Source organism: Novipirellula galeiformis, from assembly GCF_007860095.1.
Lineage (GTDB): Bacteria > Planctomycetota > Planctomycetia > Pirellulales > Pirellulaceae > Novipirellula > Novipirellula galeiformis.
Map to the genome: position 1 here is coordinate 83,081 of NZ_SJPT01000005.1, position 17,528 is coordinate 100,608.

At 56.9% G+C, this 17,528-nt stretch carries 14 protein-coding genes; 10 read left to right on the plus strand and 4 right to left on the minus strand.

All coding sequences use genetic code 11. From position 1 onward, the window contains the following. Window positions 1-443 precede the first annotated feature (443 nt). Window positions 444-1,634: an amino acid aminotransferase gene (locus Pla52o_RS14245; protein WP_146595302.1), complete on the minus strand. Its 1,191-nt coding sequence runs from the start codon at window positions 1,632-1,634 to the stop codon at window positions 444-446. Window positions 1,635-1,774: 140 nt separating this feature from the next. Between Pla52o_RS14245 and Pla52o_RS14250 the strand changes: the two genes are divergently transcribed. The 3 genes from Pla52o_RS14250 to Pla52o_RS14260 all read left to right on the plus strand — a co-directional run bounded on the left by Pla52o_RS14250 (window position 1,775) and on the right by Pla52o_RS14260 (window position 6,793). After that, window positions 1,775-3,238: a GMC family oxidoreductase gene (locus tag Pla52o_RS14250; RefSeq protein WP_146595303.1), complete on the plus strand. Its 1,464-nt coding sequence runs from the start codon at window positions 1,775-1,777 to the stop codon at window positions 3,236-3,238. A gap of 194 nt (window positions 3,239-3,432) precedes the next feature. Then, window positions 3,433-4,917, plus strand: coding sequence for an IMP dehydrogenase (gene guaB / locus Pla52o_RS14255; protein ID WP_146595304.1), 1,485 nt, complete (start codon window positions 3,433-3,435; stop codon window positions 4,915-4,917). Further along, window positions 4,892-6,793 carry a hypothetical protein gene (locus Pla52o_RS14260; protein ID WP_146595305.1) on the plus strand — a complete coding sequence of 634 codons (1,902 nt, stop codon included), beginning with the start codon at window positions 4,892-4,894 and terminating at the stop codon, window positions 6,791-6,793. The genes guaB and Pla52o_RS14260 overlap by 26 nt, the downstream gene beginning before the upstream one ends. A gap of 450 nt (window positions 6,794-7,243) precedes the next feature. Here the strand turns inward: Pla52o_RS14260 and Pla52o_RS14265 are convergent, their stop codons facing one another. Next, on the minus strand, window positions 7,244-7,495 hold the full coding sequence (locus tag Pla52o_RS14265; RefSeq protein ID WP_146595306.1) for a hypothetical protein: 252 nt from the start codon (window positions 7,493-7,495) through the stop codon (window positions 7,244-7,246). Between the two features lie 275 nt (window positions 7,496-7,770). On the opposite strand from Pla52o_RS14265, the gene aroH reads away from it, so the two are divergent. From aroH to Pla52o_RS14285, 4 genes are all read left to right on the plus strand, one after another. Beyond that, window positions 7,771-8,199: a chorismate mutase gene (gene aroH, locus Pla52o_RS14270; protein WP_146595307.1), complete on the plus strand. Its 429-nt coding sequence runs from the start codon at window positions 7,771-7,773 to the stop codon at window positions 8,197-8,199. A 129-nt stretch (window positions 8,200-8,328) separates the two neighbouring features. Continuing rightward, window positions 8,329-9,309, plus strand: coding sequence for a hypothetical protein (locus Pla52o_RS14275; protein WP_146595308.1), 981 nt, complete (start codon window positions 8,329-8,331; stop codon window positions 9,307-9,309). 276 nt (window positions 9,310-9,585) lie between these two features. Continuing rightward, window positions 9,586-11,472 (plus strand): sigma 54-interacting transcriptional regulator, encoded by a 1,887-nt coding sequence (locus tag Pla52o_RS14280; protein ID WP_146595309.1) that lies wholly within the window; start codon window positions 9,586-9,588, stop codon window positions 11,470-11,472. A 133-nt stretch (window positions 11,473-11,605) separates the two neighbouring features. After that, entirely contained in the window at window positions 11,606-12,559 is a 954-nt protein-coding gene (locus Pla52o_RS14285; protein WP_146595310.1) for a hypothetical protein, read from the plus strand. Window positions 12,560-12,789: 230 nt separating this feature from the next. Here the strand turns inward: Pla52o_RS14285 and Pla52o_RS14290 are convergent, their stop codons facing one another. Beyond that, window positions 12,790-13,608 (minus strand): biotin--[acetyl-CoA-carboxylase] ligase, encoded by an 819-nt coding sequence (locus tag Pla52o_RS14290; RefSeq protein WP_197169245.1) that lies wholly within the window; start codon window positions 13,606-13,608, stop codon window positions 12,790-12,792. Next, window positions 13,605-13,871: a zinc ribbon domain-containing protein gene (locus Pla52o_RS14295; RefSeq protein ID WP_197169246.1), complete on the minus strand. Its 267-nt coding sequence runs from the start codon at window positions 13,869-13,871 to the stop codon at window positions 13,605-13,607. The genes Pla52o_RS14290 and Pla52o_RS14295 overlap by 4 nt, the downstream gene beginning before the upstream one ends. Window positions 13,872-14,059: 188 nt before the next feature. Between Pla52o_RS14295 and moaA the strand changes: the two genes are divergently transcribed. The 3 genes from moaA to Pla52o_RS14310 all read left to right on the plus strand — a co-directional run bounded on the left by moaA (window position 14,060) and on the right by Pla52o_RS14310 (window position 17,384). After that, window positions 14,060-15,106, plus strand: a complete 1,047-nt coding sequence (moaA, locus tag Pla52o_RS14300; RefSeq protein ID WP_146595313.1) for a GTP 3',8-cyclase MoaA — start codon at window positions 14,060-14,062, stop codon at window positions 15,104-15,106. Between the two features lie 264 nt (window positions 15,107-15,370). After that, on the plus strand, window positions 15,371-16,186 hold the full coding sequence (locus Pla52o_RS14305) for an SDR family oxidoreductase (RefSeq protein ID WP_146595314.1): 816 nt from the start codon (window positions 15,371-15,373) through the stop codon (window positions 16,184-16,186). A 121-nt stretch (window positions 16,187-16,307) separates the two neighbouring features. After that, on the plus strand, window positions 16,308-17,384 hold the full coding sequence (locus Pla52o_RS14310) for a sugar kinase (RefSeq protein ID WP_146595315.1): 1,077 nt from the start codon (window positions 16,308-16,310) through the stop codon (window positions 17,382-17,384). The last annotated feature ends 144 nt before the right edge of the window (window positions 17,385-17,528 follow it).

Consider the following 17,528-nt stretch of genomic DNA (forward strand, 5'->3'; position numbering starts at 1 on the left):
CGGGGAGGGGTGCAAGGCATTTGCCAAGCGAAGGACCTTCAGCTTGATAGGCCCCATCCACTCGAGGGTGCCTGCCACTCGAGGGTGCCTGCTACTCGAGGGTGCCTGCTACTCGAGGGTAACTGGAAAGCCATCGGCAATCCGAGGCGGGTACGATGAACGCGGGTACGACGAACGCGGGTACGACGAACCGCCAGTGCGTGCTCCATCGTCTGGCGACGGTGGAGCGACATCCATGATAAAAATGCGTTAACCGGGATGACTCGCACGAGAGCGAGGCGCCCGGTAACGCACCGTGGTGAAGCATTTTCGGGTAGCGAGCTTCGCCAGCAGGGGGTGCATCGCATTGGACGCCAACCCTCCACGCTCTGGTGAGCGTAGCTACGAAACGCAAATACCGTAATTTGCTGCCTCTAAATGCTTCACCGCGTTGCCGGTAACGGCTACAGCACCGACGCAACCGATTGGCATAGCGAGTCCATTTTGGCTTCACTCATGCCCGCGACATTGATGCGGCCGCTGCCGACGATGTAGATGCCGTGCTTGTTCTTCAGCTCGTCGACTTGCATGGGGGTTAAACCGCTAAAGGAGAACATCCCCTTTTGCTTGAGCAAGAACGAGAAATCGTGACCTGCACCGGTCGTCTTCATCGTCTCGACGAATTGCTGGCGCAGAGCATCGATCCGCTGGCGCATCTCGTCGACTTCCTGCTTCCAAAGCGTCGTCAGCTCAGCGTCTTGCAAGACCGTGGCGACGATCGCCCCGCCGTGACGCGGTGGGTTGCTGTAGTTGGTACGCACAATCGTCTTCAACTGACTTTGTGCCGCTTTCATCGTTTCCGAGTCCGCAGCGACCAAGCAAACCGAGCCGACGCGTTCGCTGTACAGTCCAAAGTTCTTGCTGAACGAATTGCACACAATGGCTTCGTCGACCGCTTCCAAAATGGTTTGCAGTCCCGCTTTGTCTTGCTCGATGCCATCACCAAAGCCTTGGTAGGCAAAATCGATCAGAGGAATCAGTTGACGCTCGGCAACCGTCTTCGCGATCGCTTTCCAGTCTTCGGGGGTGGGGTCGACGCCCGTCGGGTTGTGGCAGCACGCATGCAGCAACACCGCGTCACCCGGCTTTGTTTTCTGATTCAAGTCTTCGAGCATCCCAGCAAGGTCGAATGAGGTGCGATCGCTTCCCAGGTAGCGATAGGTTTCGCTTGCCAGTCCCGCAGCGGCAAAGATAGCCGGGTGGTTTGCCCACGTCGGTGATGGCATCCAGATTCGCGCTGGCGAAAGTTGAGCGACGATGAAATCGGCTGCGACACGCAGCGCACCGGTGCCGCCGGGGGTCTGCAGAATGGCAATGCGGCCCGCGTCAATCGAGTCGCCAAACACCAACGAGCGGACTTGTTCGCGATAGTCCGGCAAGCCATCGATCGACAGGTAACCCTTGGTCGCCTCGGTCTCGATCAAACGTCGTTCAGCTTCCTTGACGCACTTCAAAATCGGCGTCTGGCCCGATGCGTCCTTGTAAACCCCGACGCTGAGGTTCATCTTGCTAGGATTCTTGTCCGCCAAAAAAGCTTCGGTCAGCCCCAGAATGGAGTCTGGCGGAGCGGTCGGAATTCCAATGAATCGGTGCACGGCGTTAGATTTTGCGGACGCATTCATAGCAGCATTGGGATTGAATAGGGGCGGTATAAGGAATCGATCTCGCAAATCGTAATCAACAAACGAATCATCGCCTATTGCCAACTGGCTCAAATTTGGATGCTCCTGTTTCTATGCTTCCCAGTGACATCATTATTATCGGTGCCGGATCGGCGGGCTGTACTCTCGCCCACCTGTTGAGCGATCAGCACGGATTTTCGGTCACGCTGATTGAGCCGGCGACGATTGAGACGCCCCAAACCTTCCTAGCGCCCGAAATCGATCGGACTCGGCCCGCTCGCTGGTTGAAATTGCTGGCCGGCCCCAATGATTGGGACTACGCCACGGTGGCATCCAAGTCGCTCGCCGGCCGAGCGCTGAATTGCCCCCGGGGCCGAGGCATGGGCGGCAGCAGCCGGATCAATGCGATGATCTGGTTTCCGCCGACGCACGACGATTTCAAGCGATTTTCGGCGGCCGCCGCCGACGCTCGCTGGTCGACCGAATCGCTGCGTTCCGCTTACCAATCCGCCGAGCGTTTGGTGCAACCTGAACCCGCACGCTGGATTAGCGAACCGGCACAGCGGTTTCTACGGGCGGCCAGCCCGTTGGGCCATGCGATGGCCTACCCCAGGATGAATCGCGATGGACGCCGCTGGACCCCCGCCGCACTGCTACTGAATTCACCCGGCGTGCAAACGATCCGAGCCACCGTCGATCGGATTCGGTTTCGCGATAACCGAGCGATCGGGGTCGAGCTCGCCGATGGAACGCAAATTTCCGCAAGCAAACAAGTCATCTTGTCGGCTGGCAGTATCGCGAGTCCCACGATTTTGATGCGAAGCGGAATTGGGCCTCGCGATGGCTTGCGAGATGCCGGAGTCAAAGCGTGGCTGGACGCCCCCGACGTCGGCCAGCATCTGCAAGATCATCTCGTGATGCCCGTCATCTTTTCGATCGATGCCGGGACTCGCTTTGATTTGAATGTTTCGCCCCGAGACCTCGCGCGATTTGAAGTTCTCGGCCAAGGTCCGCTGACGTCCAATATCGCCGAAGCGGGTGGCTTGTTTGCCAACGATGCCATTCAAATTCATGTCACTCCGACGCACTACCTCCGCTTTCCGCAGCCCAATGCCGCATCGGCCATGACGATCGCGGTCAATGCAACCCAACCAACATCCCGTGGTCACGTCGCGATCCGATCGCGGAATGCGAGCGACCCGCCGCAAATCGATCCCAATTACCTGGCCGATCGTGAAGACGTCGAAACGACCATCGCCGGGGTGAAATTGGCGCGAGCGATTGCCATGCAGCTCCCCCTACAAAACTGGATCGGGCCAGAACTGCTTCCTGGATCCAAACGGACGAGCGACGAGGGAATCGTCAAATCGATCTCGCGATACGCTCAAACGCTTTATCACCCCGTCGGGACTTGTGGACTCGGACGCGTCGTCGACGCGAACCTGTCGGTGATCGGTACCGAGCGGCTCTCGGTGGTCGATGCTTCGGTGTTCCCCGAGGTGACGGTGGGCAACCCCAATGCGATGGTAATGACGCTTGCGACGTTGTTCGCAAACCAAATTGCGACATCACCGTAGCCGTCGAGGCGGATCGGCAGCGGAAAACAGCGGACTTTGGCTGGTGAATCGCAACCATTGCGCAGCGGTTCGGGAGGTTTCAGACACCCTATCTAGCAGGCCCTACACCAAATCCGCTTGGTGCGGCATAATCAGGGGTTTTCCCCAACAGGTCGCATGCCCTGCCTGAACGCTCTAGGTAATCGGTAAAACAGATGACGGAAGACAAAATTGGCAAACTCGGCGTCACCTTCGACGACGTCCTCTTGCTGCCACGCTACAGCGAGGTTGTCCCCAGCGAAGTGGATGTGACAAGTCGGCTGACCAACCGAATCTCGCTTCAGATCCCTCTCCTTTCCTCGCCCATGGATACGGTCACCGAAGCCGAAATGGCGATCGCGCTCGCAAAAGAAGGCGGGATGGGGATCATCCACAAGAATCTGTCTCCGCGTGCCCAAACCCAGCAAGTGCTGAAAGTAAAGCGTTCGGCCAATGGTATCATTGTTGACCCCGTGACCCTCCCCCCCGAAGAGAAGGTCAGTCGGGCGGCGGAATTGATGGACCAGGCCAATGTCTCGGGAATCCCCATCGTTTACGCCGATCGCAAGCTTGCGGGCATCTTGACGCGACGCGACCTCCGTTTCCTAGAGAACCCAAACCTCCCCGTTTCGGAAGTTATGACGCATGAGAACTTAGTGACGGCTGTAGGGAATGTAACGCTTGAGGAAGCTGAGCGAATTTTAACGGCAAAAAGAGTCGAGAAACTTCTCCTGGTTGACGAAGATAGAAGACTGACGGGGTTAATAACGATTCGTGACATCGACATGATGAAGCGATATCCGCGTGCTTGCAAAGATCCGCTCGGCAGATTGCGGGTCGGAGCGGCGATCGGAGTCGGTGATTTTGATCGAGCCGAGAGTTTGATTCGACAAGGCGTTGATTTGCTAGTAGTCGATTCGGCTCACGGGCACAGTCAGAACGTGATGGAAACCGTCCGAGAAATTAAGAACCAACGTGATTGGGACATCGAGATCGTGGCCGGGAATGTGGCCACCCCCGAAGCGACTCGCGATTTGATCGAAGCGGGTGCCGATGCGGTGAAAGTCGGCATCGGCCCAGGTTCGATCTGCACAACGCGGGTCATCAGCGGAGTCGGAGTCCCTCAGATCACAGCGATTTTGGACGCAGTCAAGATCGCCGAAGAGAGAAACATACCTGTCATCGCGGACGGCGGCATTCGCTTCAGCGGTGACATTACGAAGGCCATCGCGGCTGGTGCGAGCACGGTAATGATCGGAAGTCTGTTCGCAGGCCTGACCGAGAGTCCGGGCAAGATGATCCTGTACCAAGGACGGACGTTTAAGTCCTACCGAGGGATGGGATCGATGGGTGCGATGGTCAAAGGAAGCAGTGATCGGTATCGGCAAAAAGGCGCCGAGGCGGGCAAACTTGTCCCCGAAGGCGTCGAAGGCCGCGTGCCGTTCAAGGGTCCTCTTAGCGATTACGTCTACCAATTGGTCGGCGGATTGCGAGCGGGGATGGGATACGTCGGAACACGGACGATTGATGAGTTGCGGCACGATGCGAGATTCATTCGCGTCTCCGCAGCAACGGTTAGGGAGAACCACCCGCATGACATTGCGATCACCCAGGAAGCGCCAAATTACAGCCCTGATGTTTCATCAGGCGAAACGAACTAGCCTGGCAATCTTAATTGCCAGTGCCGGGACGCTCGCCGCTTGGAACGCTCCAGCGGCACACAGCCAGTCGCCCGCAGGCTACGGCAACCTTCGTCCGGTTCCCAAAATGGGAACCGTCCCGCCGGCCACTCCGGCGCCCGCCCACAACCCAACTCACGATGGTTGGAATCTGAAGTGGGGCCGCAATCCCAAGTCGGCGCCACAACCGCGAAATGCAGCGGCCCGCGACGCAGTGGATCGCCATTTCGCAGGCCAAGATCCGTTCGCGGACGATGTGCCGGTGGTCAAACAAGCACCTCAAGTGACTCCGATGCCACCAGCGCCCCAAGCAACGGTGGTCGCCCGCGGCAGCGTCACAGCCCAACGCACCCACGGGGTCGCGGAGCAGCGCGGGGTGGATCGCAGCATGACCACGCACCGTGCCGCCGCGATGACGCCCCCCACGACTCAAGGGCGACTCGAAAACGAGCCATTACAGGTCGCCACCGCCGTAGAGCTTCGTCCAATTCGCAGCGTCAATCCTGTGGCTGCGGGAGCTCCTGCGGCTGCGAATGCGTCGATCGCACAAACGACGATGCTTGTCCATCCGCAGCAAAACGGCGGTTTTGCATTGCCACCGTCCCAGGACAGCGCGTCCCCTACGCCGGCACCCAAAACCGACTTCTTTGAAGACCCCTTCGGTGCTGGGAAACCTCAGCAAGGTCAGACGAAACCGCGTCATCCGAGCTTGGCGCCTCCCTCGGCGGCAACCCCAGAACGTTCGAGCGAACCGCGAATGAATCAATTGCGTGGCGATGCCGGCGATGCGTCGCCCTCGCTGCCGAACGCTCCGTCGAATCCTCCCTCGGTGCTGGAGCCGTTGCCCGATCCCAATGCGATGACGCCCAAACCGCGTCAAGCCAATCCCCGAACCGCCCCTGCGGACGATGGACGATCTCTGCGAGAGTTCTTGAAGGACAAACCGTCGACGCAGCCCGAAGGCAACGTTCAACCGCTACCCACCCCACAACGCGATACCCCCGATTCTCCCTCGGATCGAAAGGGGAAATTTGAAAATCCGTTCGGTGAACGAGCGGCCGATGATCGCTCGAAGCAAGGCGAACTCGAACGCGAAACGAAATCTCGCCTCGGCGGACGCGAGGAAGATGGAGTAGGGAAATTCGACGACGCGGATGACACTTTGAAGCAAACGTCTGCTTTATCGTGCGAAGATTTCCGCGAGCGTATCGCATCGCAAACGATCGACAAATTGTCGTTAGACATCAGCCCCCCGTTCCGGCCTGATGTGATTAGCGAATCCGAATACGAAAAACTGAAAACCAAGTTCGACGAGAACCAAAGCGAACGACAATGGCGTTCGATCGAGGGACGGCCACTCGCCTCGGGTCGCTTGGTTGACTTGGCCTACGAGAAGGTTGTGGTGCAGACCGGTTACGGCACCACCGAAGAGATTTCGATCAACAAACTCAGCGAAGCCGACTTGGCGTACATCTCTGACAACTGGGGACTTCCCAAGGAATGTCTGATCGAACAAGTCGCTTACACTGAACGATCGTGGCAGAACACCACGATGACCTGGAAAGCATCTAACTTGTGTCACAAGCCGTTGTACTTCGAGGACGTCAACCTTGAGCGTTACGGGCACACTCGTGGACCGCTGTGGGAACCCGTGGTTTCGTCTGCCCACTTCTTTGTCAACATCGCGGTGTTGCCTTACAAGATGGGGGTTCACGCTCCGAACGAATGCCAATACGCACTCGGCTACTATCGCCCCGGCAACTGTGCTCCGTGGATCAAGCCACCGGTACCGATCAGTTTGCGAGGCGGTTTGAATCAAGCCGCCGTGATGACCGGAGCATTCTGGTTGATCCCGTAAGGGACTCCATCGTCCCGAAGAATTTCCGATCCTTTGTCCTGGCGGTCAAGGATCGTTCAGGACGGCAAGGGTCGTTCGCCAGTCCGCCCCTTCCCTTACGGTTAGCCGTTTGGGCCAACGCGGTGACACATTTTTTCGTAGCTACCTTCGCCAGAAGGTGGTGATTCGCATTTGCGCGGCAACCATCCACGCTCTGGCGAGCGTAGCTACAAAACGCAATACGTCGCCTCAAAATGCTTCACCGCGTTAGCCCAAACAGCTAACTCAATCAGCAGCTCCCTCGATTCACGAAGTCAGCACCGCTTGTCATTCGTGAACGAGGAAGGAGCAGAGCCTGAGCGAAGAATTTCGAGCACGGGTATTTCGAGCGCGTGTATTTCGAGCATGGGTGCAGCGATGGCGGGCTAACAAGATCCGCGACGCCAGAGGATCGGAGCGGTGATAAAATTGCTAGACGTATTTTTCGAGCAGTTTGGCGAGCTGCTCGGGATTGTCGTCTTCCTGCAATTGAGCGATCTGTTCCTCTTTCAAGCCAATTTTGGCCAAATGGCTGGTCAACCGCTTCCACACCTGAGCTCGCTTCTTGCCTTCGCTAAGGTACAGTTCGGTAACCGCCTCCATGGCCTTTTGAAGCCCGATGGAATCACGGTTTTCGTAGTAATTCTTGATAATTTTTTCTTGATGCCGAGTGCGTTCGGTCATTGTCACTCCGTGGTGGTAGGGTGGACAAACAATCTTGCCATGAAGAGGATGGAGGGAGGAGCAAACCGCCCTCGCTATTCACAATAGGGTTTGCGAATCCCGATTCTGAACTCTCCCCAGTTATCGGTCGTGGTGCAGTTAATCTATAGTAGCGATGGTCGGAGCCTGGGCTAGCGTCGCGATTGGCTTCCGATTCTCTGCGGTTCCGGATGATCGGAGCGGCAAGATCGCGATTCCAGCTAAAATTTTGTTTTAATTAAAGAGATCAGCCAGCGATGACAGTTTGCCGTGGAGTGCGAGGCGCGACCAGCGTCGAGAAAGATGATCGTGATCAAATTCTCACCGCGACTCGTCAATTACTTGCCTTGATGATTCGTCAAAACCAGATTGACTCAGCGGACGTTGCCAGCGCCACCTTTACCGTGACCAGCGATTTGACGGCTGAGTTTCCGGCGTTTGCCGCCCGACAACTCGGCTGGCTCGAGGTGCCGCTATTGTGCGGTTACGAGGTTTCGGTCGTGGGCTCACTGCCGCGTTGCATTCGTGTCATGCTGCACTGGAACACCGACAAAACGCAATCGGAAATCCAGCACGTCTACTTGCACGAAGCCAAGCGATTGCGTCCCGATCTTTCGAAATATCCACCGGTTGATTTTGAAGAACTGGAACTCTGGATCCAGGATCACTTGCGTACCGAAGGCTAGCGTTACGGGCGTGAATCTTGCTGACCTGTGAATCGGCCAAGGGCGTTTCCAATCCACCCGCCGCTTCCGCGCTCCCACGTCAACGCGTCGTGGGATGATATCGACCCCCTAGCCCCCGAGGCATCTACGTTGGCTCCATCACCACGGATTCGCTGGAAACCTGATACCGCTCTATCCACGATTCATGCCGCCTATGCGGTGGCGGTGGGTGCCACATGCACGGACGAAAAACTCGAACTTGCTTTGGTTCCCTACGCGACTCAGATCAACGAGCGATTGCTTTCGTCTTCCCTCGATATGCATCGATTTTGGAACAACTTGGTCGCCGAGTCGATTCACCGAGACGCCGTCAGCAAGGCCTGTGAGGCGGCGTTAATTGCCGCAGGATGCAGTGAATTGCAAGTCGATCAAACCAGTCGTGGGATCGTCCGCCAATTGGACGAGTGCCGAATCGTGGTCCGCGATCGTTTCCCGCGGTTGAGCGATCAACTCGAACTCCGCTCACGTCCGCTCAAAGAGCGATGGGATACCGTCGGACGCGGTTTGCTAAACCAAATTGCGAAACAGATTTGGGGCGATAGCCCGCCCAAAAACTGGTGGCCCCCAAGCGTCGATGGGCTGTGGGTCCAACCGGTGCGCGGCGGTGACGGTGGCTTTGCTGCGGACAGCGAGGACGCCAAAGTCCCCGCGATTTGGATCGAGGCGATGTTGACCGACGTCGAACCGAGTGTGCCCGAAGTGGTGCGTGTGGCGTGGTTGATGACACGCGTTGCGATTGAGCAACATATCGCTGAGAAATCACTGACGTCCAAACCAGGCGACAGCACCTTTGGCAGACCCTTGTCGCTTTTGTCGGCATGGGCATTCGCTTCGGTACCGTTGGTGCTGCGCGCGGCAGCGGAGTTGGACTTGACTCGACCGGATGCGCTACCGATTGCAAACGCGACGAGGTTATGGCGATTGAGCGATGCGGGGATTGCTGGTGACGTGGTGACGCAGTGGTGGGACAAACTCCAGACTCAGCCCGTACCGCTTCCGGTTGCGCTGAAGTCGTTGTCCCAAGCGATCGAAGAAAACCAATTGATCCCACCGCCCGCCGATCCGATCTAGATCACCATGGGTGGACGAGGGTCCCCGCAGGTGCGGTTGACAGTAAGGCCAGCGTTTTCGTAGAGCGAGTTGGAGAGTGGGAAGCCAGCCTTGGCGACCGATATACTCCACCACCCGGAGCGGGCGAAGCTCGATCGTTCTACAGATTCTTTTGCGATCCTGTACCCCACCAGCACCAGGATGTCTTAAAATGAGACAACCCTTGGCTGGGATCTTTGTGACTGAAAAACAGCCTGCTCGATGCGTTTCGAGTATTCACGATGCGAAAAGCGACTGATGACAGCATATTTGACGGTGCGCAGCGGACCCGAGAAGGGCCGACAATTCCCCCTCGACCGAGAGCGGCCGATGCATATCGGACGCGGGAAGAGCTGTGAAATCATGTTGACCGATCCCGTCAGCTCACGCTTCCATGCCGTGATTTACTTCGAAGACGGCAATTGGCACTTGCGGGATACGAGCAGCCGCAATGGGACGTTGGTGAACGACCAAAAAACGGACCACGCCCGGATGCTCAGCCTTCATACCATCACGATCGGCAGCACCGAGCTTCAGCTGATTGAACCTGCTGGGGAAACTTCCGACGACACTTCGCTCACACAAACCGTTTCGTTCGAGTTGGTCAAAACCGAACATTGGGCTGGCGAAGATCAAGATCCGATCGCCCAAGTCGCCTCCACAGGCCATCTGATTGATCTGTACACGTTAAGTCTAAGCTTGCTGCGCTGCGAGAATCCCGACGAAGTCATTAGCACCTTGATTGAGCTGCTTCGCGATCGAACTCAAGCCGACGTGGTGGGCATTTCGTTCGACGCCGGTGACGGCCGTTTGAAACCGCGGCGAGTCGAGCCACCGGATGCCGCGAATTTGATCACGATCGAAAAAGCACTGGTGCGGCGAATCGTCAAAGAAGGCGAAGCGGTTTGGATCAACGACCCGGCCAAGACGAATGGCAGCGCCCTGAGCAGCGCTGATCAGCTGAGCGGCACTGACAAGCGGAGCGGCGCTAGCAAACGGAGCGGCATTGGCAAGAACGACCCTTGGTCGGACATTATCGTGGCACCGATCCACTGTGACGATACGAACATGGGTGTGTTACAACTGTATCGACGCGACCCGAACTTTAGCCAATCGCAATTTGAATTGACCATCGCTGCGGCACGACTGTTGTCCATTGGACTCAGCCGAGCTTTCGAACGCGATTCACTCAAGGCCGATCGTCGCCGGATCGCCGACCGCAACGCCGACTCGGACGAGCTTGTCGGGTCGAGTGCGGTGATGCAAAAATTGAAAGAACGAATCGAACGGGTTGGCAAGGCCAGCGGCAGCGTATTGATCCGCGGCGAAAGCGGCGTGGGAAAGGAATTGGTCGCCCGTGCGGTGCATCGGGCAAGTTTGCGTTCTAAACGGCCGATGTTGACGGTCAATTGTGCCGCGATTCCCCACGAGTTGATCGAGAGTCAATTGTTCGGCCACCGCAAAGGATCCTTTACGGGTGCGGACAACGACCACATTGGATGGTTTCAACAAGCGCATACAGGGACGTTGTTTCTTGACGAGGTCGGAGAGTTGACGCTCGAAGGTCAAGCGAAGCTATTACGAATCCTCGAAGGACATCCCTTTTTGCCGGTCGGTGCGACCGAAGAGGTGCTCGTCGATGTGCGCGTCATTGCGGCAACGAACCGAGACTTAGCCGAGTTTGTGCGAGAGAAACGCTTTCGTGAAGATTTGTTTTATCGGCTCAGCGTGTTCGAGCTGCTCGTGCCGCCGCTACGGGATCGCGGCGATGACATCGAGTTGTTGGTCGGACATTTTTTAGATCACTTCCGCCGCCAACACGGCCGTCCCCTGTTAGCGATCAGCGACGAAGCACGGATACGGTTGTTGGAGTACGCTTGGCCCGGCAACGTCCGTCAATTGCGAAATGTGATCGACAGCGCGGTCGTGATGGCCGACGACCCGGCGATCGAAGCCGATGATCTCGGACTGCGCGATGCGGGACTGAGCCGACTAGACACCCTGCGGCTCGATGAGTGGGAACGCCGGTTGATCCGCAAAGCGCTCGAGCGCACCGGCGGCAACGTTCCCGAAGCCGCTGGGCTGCTGGGGATCAGTCGGGCAACGGCCTATCGCAAAATCACGGAATATGAGATTGATCGGTAAAGCACCGTGGATGGACTGCACGCTAACGGCACCAATCATGCCTCGCTCGCGACGGATGACTTTGTCGATTTTGCTGGATGTACAGGCATAAAAGTGCCGATGAGCGACAATAGAAGGTGGAGGAAATACGTACATGGGCAGCAACCCCCCGCAACAACTTCGACGCTACGTCGACATGTGGGCGTTGCCGGGGATGCACCCCAGCAACGTCGAATTGTTGCAAAAGCTAAAAACGGCCGATACCAATCACTTCACCACCCACATGGACGTGGTGGGGACGGTGTCCGAGCAGGATCCTGAATCGGGCGACTGGGAAAAGTCGCACATGCTAGGGCTGCGCACCGATGTCTGGAAAGCCGACAAGGCGGAGATGGAAGATGCGCTCGATGTGCTACAAAACCAACGACGCACCGAGTTGAAACAGCAGATCAAAAAGTCAGGCCGACTAAGCGGGAAGCAGCAAAAGCAACTCGACGAAAAACTCGCCGAGGATTGCGTGATGCAAATGGATGCCGGTGCAATCGAAAAACGCCGACTGGTCTTAAAGCTGTTCAAAACATCGAACGAACGAACCAGTTGGTGTGGCACGATTGAACAGATCACCACGACCGAAGTGCACAACTCGATCGGTACCGGCAAAAGTCTCTTGACGATGGCGGTGCTGTTGCCTCGCACCGAATGCGTCACGTACATCCAGCAAAACCACCGCACCTTTCGCATCCCATCGCTATTCACATTTGCTTTTTACCACAAAGGGCAAATGCAACACCTCACACTCAAACGCCATTGGATTTCAATCGGAGCCGACTTCGAAATCGAGTTAGCAGGCAAGTCGATCGGCGAGATTGATGGCCGCTTGTTCTCTTTTGGATCGGATAGCTACTTGGACCTCGATCCATGCGAACTGAGTGAGAACCGGAAATTTGTCGATCTGATGACGTTGTTCACCGCCAGCGTTGGCTATCACAAAGCGATGCGAAAAAGTGTCGATCGACGAGTCCAAGCGACGCTTGAGGGCGACTCGCATTGCCACGTGATCGAGGACGAAGAGATTCGTTTGCTGCACAACGGCCGCTCCGCCGCGTAGCCTGGGACGCTATCGCGAGTCCTTGCAACCTTTTCTTCGTGGTCTCCCACTTTCTAACCTGCTCGTCCGACGACCAACAAAGAAGGGCCGGTTCCCAGCGGCCTTGGATAACTAGATGTTCGATGCCGTTGGATACCGATGCAGTGTGCCCGATGGAGGATCGATTACGTCGACCACGCATCGGGAACAGTCGGTAGGAACCGGCCCTACTTGACTCGCCGATCGACTGGCTATCGCTGGACTCTCACCAGACGTACCGCGCCGCTGTCACAGCGTTTAAGCCCTGCGTTTGTCTGCACCAGGAGTGCACCGTCCTCGGCAATCCCTTGCACCGTGCCCTGGTAGTCGATGCCGCCATCGCGAAAGGCAATCGACTTGTTCGTCAGGAAACAACGAGTGCGGAACTCCGCCAACACCGAATCGGGCGACTCGCCAATCATCGCGACAATCTCCATGAACTCAGTCACGATCGGTTCGAGCAACTCAAACCGAGACGTCGTCCGGCCGGTGGCCGAAAACAATGATTGAACTGGAGCGGCATCGGCGTTTTCCACGATCGGTTGCTCGTTGATATTGACGCCGATCCCGACCACGACGCGATCCGCCATCGCTTGATTGGTTTCGATCAAGACTCCCGCAACTTTCCCATTGGCGAGATAGACATCGTTGGGCCACTTCAGAAATGCGCTGACGGGGGCGAACAGGAATTCGATCGCACGAGCGGTGGCTAACCCCGCAGCCAAGGAGAGCAGCCCCCGGCGATCAACCGCCAATAAATCAAAGGCAATCGTGAGCGAGAAGGTTAACGAATCTTCACTGCTAAGCCACGTATTGCCTTGCCGACCGCGACCGGCGGTTTGCCGATCGGCGATATACAAACGGGGCAGTTGTTCGAGGGATACGTTGGCTCGTTGTAAATCACCCAGCGCATCGGAATTGGTCGAGGCCGTGCTGTGGCGATACACCGCGGAGCCACAAACACGATCATCCAACAGCGATTGGACCACGCGCAGCCCGTTGCGGTCTACATCTTCGTCAGCCTCAATCATCCCAATACCCACAAACTCATGGAAGCCAGGATCAGCAAGATCACGATCACTTGCCATGTCTTCAACTTGGAAGTGACCACAGAGTTATCGGAGAACTCTTCGCGAACAAATTCCTCGTAGTCGAAATCATCTTCGCCATCGACCTCGTCCGATTCCGTTTTCCAACCGTCGTCGTCACTGCTGCCGCAATGCCGACAGAATGTCGCACCGCCGCGTAGTTCGGCGCCACAATGGGGGCACGAAAAAGTCGAATCTTCTTTCACTTCGATGCCGTTGGCCTTTGAGGAATCCGCCCCCTTTCCTGATGCCGGGGGTCGAAGAATAGAGAACTGGTGTAGATTAGTGATTGCTGGTGGTTCCGATAACCCCGCGTGGATCACGCCCCGCCAGGCTCAAGTACAGCTTGATCTACCGATTTTGGGAAAGGACGACGCGGTCTTCACGCAATTCGATGACACAAAATTCGACTTCAACCGAAACGTCGTGCAACGAAGGCCCTTTGGTCGATTCGCTGGGGCGAGTGCATACCAGCCTTCGCGTGAGCGTAACGGACCGCTGCAATTTACGTTGCTCCTACTGCATGCCAGAACTCGATGCGACGTTCATGCCTCGCGATCACCTGCTGTCGTTCGAAGAATTGCACCGCATCGTTGAACTTTTGGTTACGCGATGTCACGTTGACGATGTCCGATTGACCGGCGGGGAACCCCTCGTGCGACGCGACCTCGACCGTTTCGTGGCGATGTTGTCAAGCATCCCCAGACTCACCGACCTTTCCTTGACGACCAACGGAATCTTGCTCCGAGAGCAGGCCGAGAAACTCAAAGCGGCGGGATTAAAGCGATTGAACATCAGTATCGATACGCTCGATCGCGAAGTGTTCAAGAAGCTCGCACGGCGCGACTCGCTCGACCAAACGCTCGAGGGAATCAATCGTGCGATTCGCTGTGGCTTCGAGTCGATCAAGTTGAACGCGATCGCAATCCAGGGGATCACGGAGCATGAGTTCATTTCCTTGATTGAGTTTGCGGCTTCCAAGGGAGTGGTGATTCGTTTTATCGAATTCATGCCCCTCGACTTTGATCGCGCCTGGCACAAGGATCGCGTTCTCACAGGAGATCGTTTGCTGGAGTTGATCCAGCAGCACTTCGGCACGCTCATCGAACAACCGCGGGCAACGCCCTCTCAACCTGCCGAGCGGTTTACGTTGCCCGAGGGAGGCTATTTCTCAGGGGCGGAGATCGGGATCATTCGCTCGGTATCGCAGCCGTTTTGCCAAGCCTGTAACCGGTTGCGAATCACTGCGGACGGTTCGATCCGAAATTGTCTGTTCGCTCGTGAGGAAACGCCCCTTCGTGACCTAATGCGCCAAGGGGCTAGCAACGATGATTTGCTGAGCGTGATTCGAGCTTGTGTTGCTCAGAAGAAGCCGGGGCATGGGATCGATGCCGAGCAGTTTTCGCCCCCCGACCGAGCCATGTACTCGATTGGTGGTTAAAGGGGCGGTGACTAAAGGGCGTTGGTGCTCCAAACAAGCGATCAAGGGCCGCGGCGGGTGGGCCTGCTTCGCGTTTCCCGGCTCACCCAATGCCCGATTTTTTGCCTGAACCTCCCCGCCGGAACATTCCCCTTAAGCCGGTCGACGGAGCGTTCGAGAGCGTCCGCGAATTCAACGCATTGGCGCTCTTCAAATAACGACACAAAAAGGTAAGAATCTCTCTCTCCTGTTCTATTTCCGGCCGACCCACTAGAGTATCTCCCCATGAACAAAGACATTTTTAAACTCGACGAAGATGTAGCGACCGTAATCGGCGGCACGGGCGAACTGGGCGGCATGATGGCCGAGGCTCTAGGGGCTTACGGGGCTAAGGTCGCCGTAGTGGGTCGGAATCCCGAGCGTGGAAATGCTCGAGCTCAGAACATCATCGACGCTGGCGGCGAAGCCAAGTTTTTTACCGCGGACAGCCTGAACGCCGACTCGCTCGCCGAAACGCGTGACGCGATCAAAGCCTGGGCGGGAAGCCCAACTTCGGTGTTGATCAATGCCGCGGGCGGCAACCGTCCTGACGCCACGATCCCACCGGGCGGTGATTTCTGCAAATTACCACCGGAAGCTTGGCGCGATGTGTTCGATTTGAACCTCGTCGGCGGATCGCTACTGCCGAGCCAAGTGTTTGCTCCGGACATGATCGAAGCGAAAGTTGGCAGCATCATCAACATCGCCTCGATGTCGGGCATGATCCCCCTTTCCCGAGTCGTTGCCTATTCCGCAGCCAAAGCAGCGGTCATCAACTTGACTCTTTGGTTGGCTCGCGAATGGGCAACCACCGGCGTTCGCGTCAACGCGATCAGCCCCGGGTTCTTTCCAGCCGAACAGAACCGCAAACTGCTGTTCAACGAAGACGGCAGCTACACCGAACGCGGCGGTCAAATCATTGGCCACACCCCCATGAGCCGTTTTGGAAATGCCGAAGAATTGGCGGGTGCGGTCGTTTGGCTTGCCAGCCGCAAGGCATCGTCGTTCGTCACCGGACAAAACATTGCCATTGATGGTGGATTTGCCTCCGTCACCATTTAGCAAACCCGTCAGCACTGAGCGAACTGTTCGCGCATTCCAGCACACCTAGCAGCCGCGTTCCAAAGGAGCGTGGTCGGCATTCATGCCGGTTCCCTTTCCAACCTTTCAACGAGCCGCCAAAATGATTGAACTTCGAAACGACGCCAAGTACTCTCTCGTCATCCCCACCAGCATGGGAGTTCGGCTGACGCCGGCTGACCACCAGCCGTTTCACTGCAGCGACACCTTCAAGATGCAGGGGACCAGCGCGGAGTCGAATGTCGGTAGCATCGCATCGTTCCTTGGAATGCCAGTCAAAATCTTGACGGCATTCGTCAAAGACAGTCCCATCGCGCGGTTCATCAAAGACGACTTGGCTCGTCGCCACATGGATTACGAAGGCCCCGAGTTCTCGCAAGACACCCCGTGGGGCGTCCGGCACCAAATCAACATGGCCGATAGCGGATGGGGCTCGCGTGGACCACGAGTTCAGAATGACCGAGCCGGCGAAGTCGGACGTAAGCTGAACGTGAAAGATTTCGACTTACAGCGAATCTTCGGTGACGAGGGTGCCAAGATCGTTCACATGTCAGGGCTGATCGCGGCGTTGTCCGAAGAGACCAGCGAGTTCTGTCTAGAGATCGCTCGCGTTGCCAAAAAGAATGGCGCTCGCATCTCCTTCGACCTCAATCACCGGGCGTCGTTTTGGAAAGGCCGCGAAGAACTTCTCTCGGCACAGTTCAAAGAAATCGCCAGCCTGTCGGACATCCTGATCGGCAACGAAGAAGACTTCCAATTGTGCTTGGGCGTTGAGGGTCCCGAGGCCGGTGGCAAGGGAATCGCCGCCAAGATCGAAGGCTTCAAAGGCATGATCAACCGCGTCAAGCAGGAATACCCCAACACGTCCTTGTTCGCCACGACGCTTCGTGAAGTGGAGAGTGCCAACTCGCACATGTGGGGCGCAATCGTTTCGCACGGCAAAGAGTTTAGCGTCATCGAGCCCCGCCAAATCGGTGTATTCGACCGCATCGGTGGCGGCGATGGATTCGTCGGTGGGTTGCTTTATGGCGTGCTAAAAGGCTGGGATGCAGAGAAGAGTTCCCAGTTCGCTTGGGCTACTGGCGCACTCACCGCAACGCTGAACACCGACTACGGACAACCAGCCGATGAAGACCAAGTCTGGAGCATCTGGAAAGGAAATGCTCGCGTCCAACGATAAACGCAAAGCATCAACCTGAAAATTCAAAGGCGAGGTTCGCCAGCAATCCAAGCTGGTAACCTCGCCTTTTTTCGTGCATTTTTTCGATTTGCCGTCGTGCCGGTTCCCACCGGCCGGCTTGTGATTGGCCGGCTTGTGATTGGC